General features: G+C 57.5%; 9 protein-coding genes. 4 read left to right on the top strand and 5 right to left on the bottom strand.

Features of this window, described 5'->3' with window-relative positions:
- Positions 1 to 20 precede the first annotated feature (20 nt).
- On the bottom strand, positions 21 to 215 hold the full coding sequence (locus K359_RS0100175) for a hypothetical protein (protein WP_029077509.1): 195 nt from the start codon (positions 213 to 215) through the stop codon (positions 21 to 23).
- Between the two features lie 341 nt (positions 216 to 556).
- On the opposite strand from K359_RS0100175, the gene K359_RS64205 reads away from it, so the two are divergent.
- Positions 557 to 799, top strand: a complete 243-nt coding sequence (locus tag K359_RS64205) for a hypothetical protein (RefSeq protein ID WP_245284478.1) — start codon at positions 557 to 559, stop codon at positions 797 to 799.
- Between the two features lie 272 nt (positions 800 to 1,071).
- Here K359_RS64205 and K359_RS0100165 read toward each other — a convergent pair whose 3' ends face one another.
- From K359_RS0100165 to K359_RS0100155, 3 genes are all read right to left on the bottom strand, one after another.
- Positions 1,072 to 2,082, bottom strand: coding sequence for a hypothetical protein (locus tag K359_RS0100165; protein WP_156928289.1), 1,011 nt, complete (start codon positions 2,080 to 2,082; stop codon positions 1,072 to 1,074).
- 160 nt (positions 2,083 to 2,242) lie between these two features.
- The gene (locus K359_RS0100160; RefSeq protein ID WP_029077507.1) at positions 2,243 to 2,788 is read right to left on the bottom strand and encodes a toll/interleukin-1 receptor domain-containing protein; all 546 of its coding nucleotides are present in this window, start codon (positions 2,786 to 2,788) and stop codon (positions 2,243 to 2,245) included.
- Positions 2,781 to 3,308 (bottom strand): TIR domain-containing protein, encoded by a 528-nt coding sequence (locus K359_RS0100155; RefSeq protein ID WP_245284477.1) that lies wholly within the window; start codon positions 3,306 to 3,308, stop codon positions 2,781 to 2,783. Before K359_RS0100155 ends, K359_RS0100160 begins: the two co-directional genes overlap by 8 nt.
- Positions 3,309 to 3,902: 594 nt before the next feature.
- Here K359_RS0100155 and K359_RS0100150 point away from each other — a divergent pair.
- Complete coding sequence (locus tag K359_RS0100150; protein WP_156928288.1) at positions 3,903 to 4,364, top strand: hypothetical protein; 462 nt, start codon at positions 3,903 to 3,905, stop codon at positions 4,362 to 4,364.
- A complete protein-coding gene (locus tag K359_RS0100145) occupies positions 4,336 to 7,317 on the top strand; it encodes an HD domain-containing protein (protein WP_029077504.1) in 2,982 nt (993 codons plus the stop codon). The genes K359_RS0100150 and K359_RS0100145 overlap by 29 nt, the downstream gene beginning before the upstream one ends.
- A 43-nt stretch (positions 7,318 to 7,360) precedes the next feature.
- Here K359_RS0100145 and K359_RS0100140 read toward each other — a convergent pair whose 3' ends face one another.
- Positions 7,361 to 9,901, bottom strand: coding sequence for a patatin-like phospholipase family protein (locus K359_RS0100140; RefSeq protein WP_371261108.1), 2,541 nt, complete (start codon positions 9,899 to 9,901; stop codon positions 7,361 to 7,363).
- A 132-nt stretch (positions 9,902 to 10,033) separates the two neighbouring features.
- Between K359_RS0100140 and K359_RS0100135 the strand changes: the two genes are divergently transcribed.
- Positions 10,034 to 13,012: a toll/interleukin-1 receptor domain-containing protein gene (locus K359_RS0100135; RefSeq protein WP_198031090.1), complete on the top strand. Its 2,979-nt coding sequence runs from the start codon at positions 10,034 to 10,036 to the stop codon at positions 13,010 to 13,012.
- The last annotated feature ends 5 nt before the right edge of the window (positions 13,013 to 13,017 follow it).

The raw sequence follows: 13,017 nt of genomic DNA, 5'->3' as shown, positions 1-13,017 counted from the left end.
CCGGGTGAAGATCTTCAAAATCAGTGCTTCCGTCCCAAGTTTTCGGTGCTGGCAGGATTTTCGTCGATTGCCATGCTTTTCAAGCGGTAGGCAATGATTGCAAGTTCTGCCGCGATACCTTCGAAGCCGGCTCGAAGCGCGACCCGTTGCAGATAAGTCACGGCGTCGGACATATGCTCGGCTGTCTCTGCATGATCGATCTGAGACGAGCTCATGGCTTAGTCCCCCTTAATCATCGAAAAGCCTTTGCGTCGGATAACCGCGAGATTGCTCGGGTCCAAAAGTCCGCCGGGGGCGCATTATCGAACGATAGAACACATGCTCCACGATCGAAGCACGTTCAGCCAGTTGTTTCCACTCGGGGTTACCCTAGCAAGATTGGATAAAGCAAGCATATTTGCGACAGCAACAATCTAAGTTGCAGCTGGCCACCGCCATTCCCGAGGTCCGCATTACAGACGGACTTTGCCGCCGCGTTTACGTAGTTTGCTTCCTGAACTAGCGAACGAGCGACAACAAAGCGCGAGTCCGGACAAGACGCAGTTCGGCAGAGATGTTGCATCGCATCGGCAAGGACCGCGATCATTCGCGCTTCAAATGCGTGCGCGCGCTCTTTGCGACCATCCGGGCTCAGAACGACCCGGAAGCGCGCGGTCGCCGGCTGCTTCGCGAATGGCTGTCGTCCAGACAGCGCGAGCAGTTCGATGCGGACAGGTGCTTCGATGTCATCGGTGGCGACACTGGGGCGCGGTATCGGATCCACTACGGGACCTCCGCCAACATCCGGAACGGGCCGTAGAGGGCAAGGAGGGATGGGAGTGGTGCGTCGATCCCGTGCGGGCGCTTGTGCCTGGCGACGTCATGCTCGCTCAAAAGATCGGCTTGGAAACTTCCGAAAGCGCGACGCTTGTGATCGCGAACAGGGTTCCGGTGCTGCCGCGGGCCTGTCGTTGAATAGGTCTCCTGGGCCCTTGAGATCGTCACACGTTTTGGACCGCCGCCGCAGAGGAACCACTGCAGTAGGGACGGGAGGAAGGCGGGTAGCGCAATGGTCCGCCGCGAGCGGATCGGTCAGATGTCCTTCGCCAGCAAGTCGACGATTTCCTTCCTTTTCTTAGCTGTTCGAACCAACAAGGGTAGCTGGGCCGATTGGGGCAGCCAATCCAGAAAGCGTTGGACGGCCAGGCGCGTAGCGTAATCGTCCCAACAATCTGTGATCAAGACGAGCTGAATAGCCTGGATCGGATCGACGATGTAGACGCCGAAGGGGCCGGCGACGACTGTCGCATTGGGAAAGCCCAGCATCCGTTGCGCTTGAGCTTCGGTCGCACCCCTTTGGCAAGCTATCAAGTGCACCGGGCCACCATAACATTTCTTCAATTTGGCCGACTCAATGTGGTCTCGGAGATGCGGCTGGCCTACAAGTTCGCGGGCGGCTGCTACAGAAAGCGAGTCCGGAATGGATGCAGGCTTGCAGAGAAGGATACGGTCGTCGAGCTCGATCGTGCACGTACCTGCGTCTAAGCGGCCGCCCAACGCCGATACGACAGCACTTGTCACTTTATCCGCTCTTTCCGAGTAGCTGAGCCGTTTCCAGTCCAGCGCCGGTCCGAGATAGCCTCGTCCCTGCCTACCCGATACGACACCTTTCTGGGTCAACTCGATGGTCCGTGAAACCACTGCGCGCCGGATTGCGTCCTTCAGTTCTCGAACACTGGTCGGACGGGCACCGAACACGCTTTCCCTTTCGATTCGTTTCTGAAAAACCTTATGGTGAGCCCCGGACGGTGCAGCCGGTGAATCGCGTTCGAAGATGTCTACTACGGTTACTTTCGATGGAGCGGTGGCGTAAGCCGCCTGAAATTCAGCGTCGCATATTCCCACGGACGCGAACTCGCCCTTTCCCTTGAAGCCAGCATTTCCGTTATACAGCATCAGAAACATGTCGCAGTCGCGGGACTGGCGCACGCATTCCTCCCATGAATCTCGTTCGGCGGAGACGCCCGCATCCTCGTGAATCCAGACTTCGTAAACGCTGCTGCCAAGCGTCTTGCTGCTTTCGATTTCGTTCTTCATCTCCACGCGGAGATCCGTCAACCTCATGTTGTCCTTGCTTCGCAGGGGAAAGTCGTCGTTGCAGCGGCTCGATATCATGACGCGTATTTTGGATGACTTCGCCACCGGAAAATCCCCTTTTTGATCAGTCGCCGGCTAAAAAGCCGCCCGATATGCACACCAACTCTCAAGCCTTCAGCCAAACGGACAGTTCGGTCGCCGTATGCTTTTCCTGATTGTAGACCATGAACACGGGCCTCGGTTGCCCTTGCAGATCGCCGTACACAACGCGATCGTAGATGCCGAGATATTCGCGCTCCGCCCAAGTTCGCTCAGTTGCCGAGTCCACGCCGGGAAAGATCGCAGTATTCGTCGGGCTCTTGTAGCCATCGGCCAGGCCCAGCTCCCACGGCATCCATCGGCTGTCCTTCGAATTCGTGGTCGTGAGAAGGAGAAACTTGCGCGACTGCCGTATCCTGCCGCGGAGGATCGTGGCTGTATCGCGCGATGTCGTCGGCGGCAGCGAGTCGTCCTTCTTGTCCACGTAAACCGTCGCGCCGTGGCGTTCGAGTATCGCTATGACACCCGGCAAAATGTCGATGTCCTTTGAGGAATGGCTCAGAAAGGTCGAGCCTTGAGGGGAGCGCGCCTGCGCCTTTCTGAGAACGGAGGCCTGCTCGGTGAGTGTCCCACCGGTACTGCGAAGAGTATCGCGTGTGATATATTCAACCATTTCTGTCCATTCGACGCCTGGCGTTGATGATCAATCGGCTGGATTTGGAATTCACGCGTTCGACGATGGTCGCGAGCAAGGCCGGATTGCTGCGCAGGTTATGCCACCAAACCCATTCCGCATATCCGCTGTCGATGTTATCCTGCAAACGATCCGGCTTTGCGGTGCCGCCGTTCGAAAATACTTCAAGGGTCGGAAGCAAGACGGCAATCAAACCCATACTTTGATCCAGCGACGCCTCGATCTCCCAATCGACGTATTTGCGCTTCGGCGTGTCGCGACCACAAAGCACGATCGTGCATGAACTGCCCTTGAGATGGTTCTCCCGGATGCACCGCATGATGTAACCGAAGTCCGCGCTGTCGATCCTTCGCTCCAAAGAATTATCGGTGATGGCTTCGAAGCCGTCGTGGAATACCTTTGAAAATTCCTCATAGTACAACTGATCCCCGCGGTGGTGGTAGCTCACGAAAACGCGCCTGCGCTGCGGTTGATAGGGAGCATAGGGGTTGGCCATCATCCTGTAACCTCCGGTGAGTCGCGAGTTTAAGCTGATTCACCTTTGCCGGTATCTGTGGATTGCCCTAGCCAGTCGCGCCAAAAAACACCGCATACGGTGCCGGCTACAGTCTTGCTGTATGGACTTTGAGGTTCATCGCCGAGATACAGCCGCAATGCCATCGCCTCAGACCGGCGGCATGCATTAGCCAATCGGCCTTCGCACGGCCGTTCAACATTGCGCGGAGCGGCTCGGCAATGGCTTCACTACCTAGGAATATCCCCAGTCGCTTTGAGCAAAACTTTGTCACACGGTTGTCGAATCGGGTTCTGACAAGCGAGTAAAAAGTGGATCACGGCCTCAAGCGGCGGTTAGCGAAGAGCGGGGAAAGTTGTCCGAGGTCACCAAGCGTCCATCACTCAGGACTTTTCATTTGCAACGTCCGGAGTAGTGTCACTCATGCACTGGAAAATTGGCGTCATCCTCTAAATGTGGTGCGCTCGAGTCGCCGGAGAACTATATCTACCTACAGATGTGATTCGGAGTCATATTTTGCCTCTGTAAAAACACATTTTGTTCGTTATCTGTTCTTAGATGGTCAAGGGGAATTTGGTGATGCCTTTCGAAACCAGCTTGTCGACGGAAGCTTTCTGTGCGGCCTTCGTGTCAGCTTTGGTGACTGCCGGCATCAATTCCGTCCGTCCCCGCAGCGATGCGGCGCGCGCCGGCTTTCAAGCGGTAATGGATCGGTTGGACGACGAAATCAGCCTGGCGAGGCAACGGAACGATCGCGAAGGAATGTACAGCCTCCTCAAGATCAGAACCGATCTGGCACCAAGTTCGAACGGGGAGTTCGACAACTTCGAATCCTGTCTGCGGTCGCTTCAAACAAGTATGGTTTCTTCGCCGAACCCCGCCTTCGCGGATCTCAGGTTCAACGTCTCACGGAGCTACGCGGAGAGTTCATTGGAATTCCTAGAATCGGGATGGGCGGAGCTGGCAAAGTCTGCGGCTCGGCGATTCGACTCACCATCCGAGTCGCCCGCCGATGAACGCCGACTTCCCGTCGCTGGATAAGTTCAGGCATCTGGGAAGGTTACTCTATCCGGGACCCGACGCCGACGCTGAATCTCCACTGAAAAACTTCGAAGCCGGTCTAAATGCGGCTTTCGATCGAATTGGTTTTTCTGAGTCGTACGTAAAAAATTGTGCAGAACGACTACTCAAGCGTCACGAAAGAGATGCCGCTCAAGTCGAGAGCAGCGGCGCCAAAATAACTAAAGTAGTTAAAGATATTGTCTGGGGCATGATTGAGCTCGACGCGACATGCGTCGCGATCCTGGACTCACCGATTTTACAAAGACTTCGCTCGATCCGACAAAATGGATTCACTTATCTTGTGTTTCCGTCGGTTTCGCACGTAAGGCTTGAGCATTCGCTCGGCGTCCTCGCCGTCGTGTCCAAATACATCGAAAGCATAAACCGCAGCGCGACCCAGCCTCGAAGCTACGCGGAGGGGCTGAGTGCTATCGAGATGTCCCCCGAGCTCGCGATGGACCTCCGCCACGCGGCGTTGCTTCACGACATCGGCCATTTTCCTCTTTCTCATGTGATGGAAGGTATTCTGGGGGCGCAGCCTACGAAGTTCACACTTGGCGGCGCGTCCGTTCTCGAATTCGAAAACGAAGTCATGTCGGCTCTTCCGGATGTGAGATCGGAACTGAGTGAGAAGCTAAGCGTCGCGATTATTCTTTCGCCGCGCTTCCAAAAATTCTACAGCGCGCTGCGACTGGACGACACCGCATATCTGCGGGTGGCCTGCCTTATTACGGGTCTCCCGATGGACGTCAATAAACCCGGATACAGCCAGCTCATTTCGGGGGCCGTGGATTGCGACAAGGTCGACTATCTGTTGCGCGATTCGACCATGAGCAATGTTCCTGTCGCTATCGACAAGGCTCGCCTCTTTCTCAACTCCGCTTTGGTGAAGTGCGAGACAGGCACGCTTCGAAAACTCGTCGCCAAGGGCGTGCTTGCGCGCAAGACTGATTTCGAGCGGCCTGCGCTTACCTTGGTGCTCAACAGTTCCGGCGTCGATACAATCGAGGAGGTCGCCTTCTCGAGGGCCACGCTCTACGAGCGTGTGTACCGGCACTCCGTTACGAGGAATGCGGAGCGAATGTTGGCCGTGGCTATCGCCGATTCCGCCGATGCCGCGCAGAACCCGGCCTTTTGGCTTGAGGCTCTGAACAGCTTCACCGCCGACGACGAGACCTTTCTGCAGAGTCTTCTCGATGCCGCCTCGCCTCTCGGTCAAGATCTAGTTCGAAAAATCAAATTCAGGCAACTTCCTAAACGCGCATTCGCCTTCTCACCAGAGTTCTACTCTCCGATCGTGCCCTACGTGGAAATATTTTCAGACGTGGAAGCACATAGAGCTGCCTCCCACTATCATCACGACGTAACTTCCAAAGATCCATTCCACGACATCGTCGCGAGGCTCAAAGAGTCGTCCACTAACTTCAAGTCGAAATCGGGTCACATCGAGATCGAAAAGCGGATCTCGGAGCGAGCCATGGAGATGGTCAAGATCCTCAAGAAGACCGAAAGCTCGGTTCCTGACGGTCGGCCGGCCGTATTTTTCATCCCATTGCCCGATCATAGCGCCTCGCCCAGTTCATGTGCGTTCCTGACGCACGAGGGAGAGCTCGAAAGCTCCGCGAAGCATTCGCGAGCGGCACAGATCGTGAGTGCAAAAGAGATCGGCCGCTCGATCGGATTCGTGACTTGCGATTCCGAGTGGGCTGAAATCGTCTTCTTAGCTTCCCAAGAAATACTCTATGACTATTTCAACGGTCCCGTCGGACATTTCGACATCGATCTCACGTTCGGAAACGCCGAGCAGGGCGACGGTCGGAACGAGAGGAGATTTCTCAAGGTCAAAACAATGCAACGATTCTACATCGCCGAGGATCTCGCGGTACGCAGGTGCAGGCTTGAACGTGGAAAGCTTGCGTTGTATCGCCGGCTGCTCTCGCAGGACGGATACTACGACCGTCGTCCTCGACTGGCGAAACCGGAGTCGTCTACCGGGGAAAGCGAGGAGATTGCTCACAAGTTTCGCGAATTTTCCGGACAGCACAATTGGCGCATTACCGAGAGCACGGTTCGGCATTTTCTGAATCAATTTCCTCCCGCCATGCGAGAAGACGCCAAAAGCCTCCTTCTTTCGTTGAATTTCCTGAACAGGGAGACGGCGAGCCGAACACTTTGGACTGCTGTTCGCAATACCGTGGAAGACATCCGAAAAGCAGATCAGCCTGCATCGATCCATCTAGTGGCCCTTGCGGGCACCAGCGCGCGGATGATGCTTGAATTGGTCAAACAGGAAAATAGGCCCCAACTCGCTACCTTGGCCCTTCAAGACCGTTCTTCGATCCACGAACTTCTCGGTGTGGCCAAAGCCGGCGATGCCGTGATATTCGTCGATGACAACGTGAGCTCGGGCACCCAATTCAGCGCCCAGATGCTGGCTTGGCTTGGAGTGCGCGATCAGAGCGACGATCCCGCGGTGCTCAGGGAAGCGGGGATCGAGGCAAACCGGCTGCAGCCCAATGAGATCGCCCTGTTCTCGCAGCTCAACGTTCGGCTCGCCACATGCGTCGGCAAACCCGGCAGCGATCAGTCGATACGATCAAAGCTGGCGCCCGCTGATCAATCCATAAGATTTGGAGGCTCATTGTTCGGGGAGCGTCTCGACGCCGGATCGGCAACGCTCACTTTGAGAGCGCCATTCTTGGAATTTCTGCGGAAGGCGGGTGCAGGCTGCATCCAAACTTCCGGATTGAAGGAAGCCAATGCCGAGAAGGACGCGCTCGGATACGAGAACTCCGAAGGGCGAACGGTCACACTGTGGAACGTGCCCACATCCACCTACACCGCGCTTTGGTGCCCGGGCATAGTCGACGGCGAGCCATGGTTTCCGCTATTCATACGGCGTGGTTACGCCAACAAGCTGATCGTGGCCTGATAGTAACTTACCGAGCAAGTCGAGGATTGATGCAATCCGCAGATCAACGACCCTCAAACGGCTCGAGCATGTTCGCGGCAAGCTGGCGAAACCATTCTGGTATGTTGGCCGGCTCCGTATTGCTTGTCATTAGTGCGGGCGAGAACGTTCCTTCTGCAACATGGACGCCGAGCTGGCGATAGGCTTCGAATTGCTCCTCGTCGTAAAACTGGTCCAAGGTCGACTGATGTGGAAATTCCGGGTGAAGCAACCGGTATCGCTTCAATATTTCCGCTTCGTTGCCGGTCAAGGATAGTTTCAGATAGAGCATCAAGCCCATGCCTTGCGGCCGCCCGTCCGCGGTCGCCGGATAGATCACCCGAAATAGCTGCGCGTGAGTCTTGCTGAAGCGCGATTTCGGATCGGGCCGCATGTCGTCGAGCCGGGGCTCGATCCGTACGCCCAGATCGATTTGGGCATGTCGAACCAAGGTCAACTGTCCATGAAAGGTGCTCTCGGCGTCTGCTTCGCCGTCGACGCAGACGATGAACTTGCATCGGCGTCTGAGGAGCTCGTAGATTCCCATGTTCTCGATGTGGCCGCCGTCGGAAACGTTCAACCAAGCGTTTTTCTCCGCCATGCCGACGCCGAACATTTCGCGGAGGAGGCAAATAAAACCCGGAAAATCCCAGAACGACCGCTCCTTCGGGTTCGCGATCCAGTACCCGAGGCGGACGTTAAGCAGCGTCATCAATGCGGAAAGCGTCGGCATCGAGCCGAGGCCCATATGCGGGGAAGCCGCCGCACCGGAGATTGCCATCGCGGTGGCCAGGTCGACCTCCGAAGTCTTCGCTGCCCAAGCCTTCGTAGGGCTGTAGCAGACGGCTTTTGAACCAATCCAGTGTTTCGAGAACAGGAAGAAGTCCGCTTTTCGATCTCGCAGCACCAAGCTGGTGCTCGACGGCAGATTCACAGCGGCGTTGATCAGGTGATAAGGCGCTCTTCCGCTGGCATTGAGCGTCGCCAACGGGAGCGTCGGTTCTTCGGTTTTCGGCCGAACGAACGTGCCCGCCAATGCGTCGCGATAGAGCTTATGCGGCCCCGTCAGATTAACGTCCAAGCCTAGGAGCGAAAAGAACAGAGTGAGCAAGAACACCCAGCCTAATATCTCGATGCCCGAAATGTGGTATATGGGATTCCACCAAGACGCCGCGGGGTCGACCGGCGTCCTGCCCAACTCTCTCAGCAGGTAGAACACGGCGACCGCCAGGATGGGAACGACGAGACCTGCTGCGTACAGTGCGATACGAAAGAAGTTCTTCCGAAAGATCTCGCTCTTGAAGATCGGCAGGTATCGCGCCAGCGCAGGCCCGGCCAGGACTGAAAGGGCCACGCCACCTGAGATCTTCGAATTGAGAAGTGCGTCGAACTTGACGAACCCCCACTCGATCGCGAACATCAAAGCGCAGGCAAGGGCGGCAGCGGCGCCGACGGCGACAACCGCCGCGCCTGATCGTGCGTTTGCGCCGGCACGAAGCGAGAAGCCGGACACGTAGATGGCCGACAGGGTGGCGATAGAGAACGCAAGCGCGGCTTTGGACCAGACTTCCGGAGTGATTCCGGCGCCGAAAAACGCTGCAATCAGAGCCAGGAAAGAAAGCAGACATAGCGGCGCGATCCAATTCATGATCATGCCGGACAATGTCCCGGTTATCATGAGCCAGCGGTGCTTTAGGTCAACGGCGCTGAGATATTTGGCATTCTGGCGGACGTGACGGACGGCTTCGGTGTCGGGACCATAGGGACTCGCGAGCTCGTCGAAAGACCCGCCCGTTCCGACGACGGAGGTGATGAACGATCCCATGTAACCGCCGCCCGAGACCGTAGATAGATAATCGAAATCCTTCATCAATCCACGATCCGCGAGAACCTGAACGACCCCCAGGCAGAACGTCGCGGATCTGATGCCGCCGCCCGACAGCGCCAAGCCGATGGCATCCACATCGTTCGGGACGAGCCCTACGGCGCGGCGGCGATTCGAGATGTCCGTTGCTTCGTCGGAATTGATGCGCGCTTCCGGCGTGCGCGTGGTGGCCGGCGCGGCAATGACACCTTCGTCCTGGCCGAATTTGAGCGGAAGAAAAGCCGCTTGAAGCTGGGCCTGGCTCAGCACTTCCGGTCCAAGCTCGTCAGGTATCACATTGCCATACGCCAACATCTGCAGATGCTCGGCAAAGGCGACCAACTTCTCGCGGACCTGAGCCAGATCGGCTCGGAAGTCGTTGGCACCGTCCCGAGAGTCCAGCAGCCCAGCTTCCTTGGCCCGATGCCACTTGGCTGTCACCGGCCGGAGCACCACGTTCAGCATGGTGGTCGCGATCTGCGCGAACTGCTGGCAGCCCGGATTGTCCTTTATGGCCTTCCGGGTCAGACCGAAGATTTCCCAAAGGCTCTCCAGAGCCCGCGCTTCCACCCCGTATTGGTAGGGCAGGCGCTGGGTTGATATTCTGGTCCGCAATTCGGTCAGCAGATCGTGGGCGGCCTTCTGATCCGGCGACATCTTGCGCTGCTCGCCCGGACTAACCGCGCTTTTTTCTTCGTTCACCGACCGACCTCCGCCCTCAGAATCTGGAAAATTAGACGATTCGGGATCTAGTTTCGACGCGGGAAACCCCTAGGCAAGCCCGTGGGAACGGGCATGTTACGGCTACGGTCGGCCGGACTGCGGAGGCGAAACTTGGATTCCGAAAAAAAACCGGAAGCGGCCCTGGCCGTCGCGGTGGCTCCTCTTGCTGCAGCCCGCTACGACGTTTTCCTTTGCCATAACTCGCTTGATAAGCCGTTGGTTAAGGACGTCGCGGACGCCCTTCAGATCGAAGCCGGCATTCTCTTTTTTCTCGACGAGTTTTCAATTCCGCCTAGCGTAGAGTTTCTGGAGTTCATTCGCCAAGAGATGAGAAAATCGGCCGCCTGCGCCATATTCGTCGGCGCCAATGGCTGGGGCAATACGCATCTCGTCGAGGCGCGTCTCGCGCTCGAAGTGAAGGCCGAACGCGCCGACTTCCGGATCATTCCGATAAATCTTCCCGATGCGCCGGCTGCCGCCTGGTCGGACTTGTTCGGTGCCGGCAATCAACCTCCCTTCAACTGGATAAAGCTCGAAGGTCCGACCGACGACGCGGCCCGGGCGAAACTGATTGAGGCTGTTCATGGGCGATTCCCCGTGAGGGCGGCGGGGCCGGAAGCCATAACGCCATACTACATCCGGCGCCAAGCGGCGCTTTGGGAACTGAGCAATAGAAAGGACAACAGCTTCCTTATCGGGGGACAGCTCCTCAAGACGGCCCGGGCGCAGGCCGCAACCAACCCTCAATTCGTCAGCGTGAATTCGGTGCCGGCCTATCTTGATAGATGCGCCCAACGCGAGCGAAATCGTCTGAGAGCGTTTGCGGGAGCTGCTGCGTCCGTGTCTGTCGTAACGGCGATCTTGGCGGGGATGGCCATCCTTCAGAGAAACGAAGCAGGCAGACAGAGAGACGCGGCAACCGAGAGCGCTCGGATCGCGCAAGCGCGCTCGCTGACGTCGCTTGCGTCACGCTCGATAGGCGAAGATCGAGCGGACGAACGCGCACTGCTGCTGGCGCGACAAGCCTACCTCCTCGACAAGCGCACCGGAGGCAAGTCTTCGTACGACGTGATTGCGGCGCTCTCCGAAGTGCTCGGTACTCCGTTCGTCGGAAGCATCGCGCGCGTACCGCAAGGGCGCACCTTCGATCGCATCTCTGCGTCGGGTTCTTACGCGTTGTTATCAGGAAAGAAGAACGTTCTTTTCGGCCCGCTCTTGGGCGGCGACGCGAAACAAGGAACGGCGCTTGAGGTGGAGTTGGGCGATCCCGTCGCGGGCTTCGTCGGCAAGGGCGATGATCTCATAGTCGTAACCTCCAAGGGCGGCGTCGAAATACGAAAGCTTGCGGCTCCGGAACAACGACGTCGGCTGATCGGAGAACTCGGACAAGTTCCGTCGATCTTCATCGTGACGCGCGATGGAGGAGCCGCCGTAGCGGTTCTCGGCGAGCGCGAGTTGGTACGGATCGATGTTGCGGCCGCTAAAGTCTCGAAGTCCTGGAAAGTGGACAGTTTCATTGAAAGCATTGCCGTGTCGGCCGACGGCCGCTTGATCGCAACGACAGACAAAGAGGGAAAGCTGCGTGCATATGCCGAAGGGTTGAGCCGACCCGTCGCTACCTTTCCGGCAAACGACAGGGTCAATTCCTTCGAGTTCGCCAGCGGCACCACGCTGATCGTCGGCGAGCGCGGAGGTCGCATTTGGGGTTGGGATCCAAAGAATAAGCCATCCAGCCGGCGAGAGTTTGAGCAAGCCGAGGTACGAGGATCGGTCGACAGCATAGCTGTGTCCGACGACGGCCAAACGGCCGCAACGGCATCGGGCGCGATATCCCCAGGCATTCTGATCTGGGACCTAGGTTCCCGTGCCCAGAAAGGGCGCATTCCCGGAGTGCGATCCGTGGCGCGTCTGGCGTTCACTGGAGACGGAAAGTTTCTGGTGTCCTCGGGAATGGCCGACCCTGAGGTCAAATTTTGGAGGATGAAGGGAAGCGGTAGCGGGCGAAGTATCGTTGCTCGTGATTGGCAGCCGTTCCCAATACCAGGAAGACTTTACTCCGTCGCCAGACATCCGACGCAGGACGAATTCACCGTGGGCGGAGATCACGGCGTCCTGCAACGTTGGTCGGCTCAGCTGGAATCTCCTCCCGTCGTACTTGCGGAGCGGAGACGGCTGGCTATGCAAAGCGTGCCAAACCTCTCGCGATTCGAAAGTTCGAGCAGAAATTTCCTGCTGACCGGCCATGTGATGGCTGTGTCCTTTTCACAGAATGGAAAACGCTTCGCCACGGTCGACCCTTATGGGTATGCCCTTGTCTGGACTGCCAACGATGCCAAACCTCCGGTCCTTGTCCAATCGGCGGATGTGAGCCACCCCAGCCTGTCGGTAGCTCTCAGCCCGTCCGGACATCGCCTTGTCGTAGGAGCAACCTCGCGACTTACAGTGATGCACGATCTAAACGAAGACGGCGCCGCGACACAAAAAATTGCACTAGCCTCCGAAGGCGACCATACGGTCAGAGCAATCGCCTTTGTAGACGAAGACACGCTGCTCGTCGGAGACGACTTTGGTCGGCTTGCTCGATGGAGAATACAGGGTACAACGCCGACTTCCGAAGCGCTAATAGGAGGTGGGCCACCCATCGTTTCGATGGCGCTTGTCGACCCAACCCGCGTGGTAGTGGGTCGGGGAGCGGAGGTGGAAATTATCTCTCTCAACGAGAGAACCCCTACGCAAAGATCGATCAGCAAGGATCTCGGTCAGGTGTATGCGACTGCGGTCAGCGACGATCGCAGAATGCTCGCGGCCGGTTTTGGTGATGGCATCGTTCGCCTCTGGTCGCTTGATCGCCCAGAAAGGCAGCCCGTGTTGCTGAATCTGCACAAGGACGTGGTCAGATCGCTTGCCTTCGACAAAGCCGGCTCGCGGATTGTCTCCGTGAGCGACGACGGCACGATAAGGAGCACTGTGATCAGCGCGGATCGCCTGGCGGGAATCGTCTGCGAACTCGTTTGGCGGGACTTAAATCAATCGGAAATCTCGTCTTTTTTCACCAAGACGACGCCGCCCATGTTGCCTTCTTGTCCATGATCCGC

The sequence above is a fragment of the Bradyrhizobium sp. th-b2 genome, from assembly GCF_000426785.1.
Taxonomy (GTDB): domain Bacteria; phylum Pseudomonadota; class Alphaproteobacteria; order Rhizobiales; family Xanthobacteraceae; genus Bradyrhizobium; species Bradyrhizobium septentrionale.
This window is presented reverse-complemented; position numbering and strand designations above follow the sequence as displayed.

What these genes read in the sequence shown, in the direction of transcription:
- K359_RS0100145 (WP_029077504.1), top strand. Translation starts at nt 4,336, where the DNA reads ATGAACGCCGACTTCCCGTCGCTGGATAAGTTCAGGCATCTGGGAAGG.
- K359_RS0100160 (WP_029077507.1), bottom strand. Translation starts at nt 2,788, where the DNA reads ATGGTTGAATATATCACACGCGATACTCTTCGCAGTACCGGTGGGACA.
- K359_RS0100150 (WP_156928288.1), top strand. Translation starts at nt 3,903, where the DNA reads ATGCCTTTCGAAACCAGCTTGTCGACGGAAGCTTTCTGTGCGGCCTTC.
- K359_RS0100155 (WP_245284477.1), bottom strand. Translation starts at nt 3,308, where the DNA reads ATGATGGCCAACCCCTATGCTCCCTATCAACCGCAGCGCAGGCGCGTT.
- K359_RS0100175 (WP_029077509.1), bottom strand. Translation starts at nt 215, where the DNA reads ATGAGCTCGTCTCAGATCGATCATGCAGAGACAGCCGAGCATATGTCC.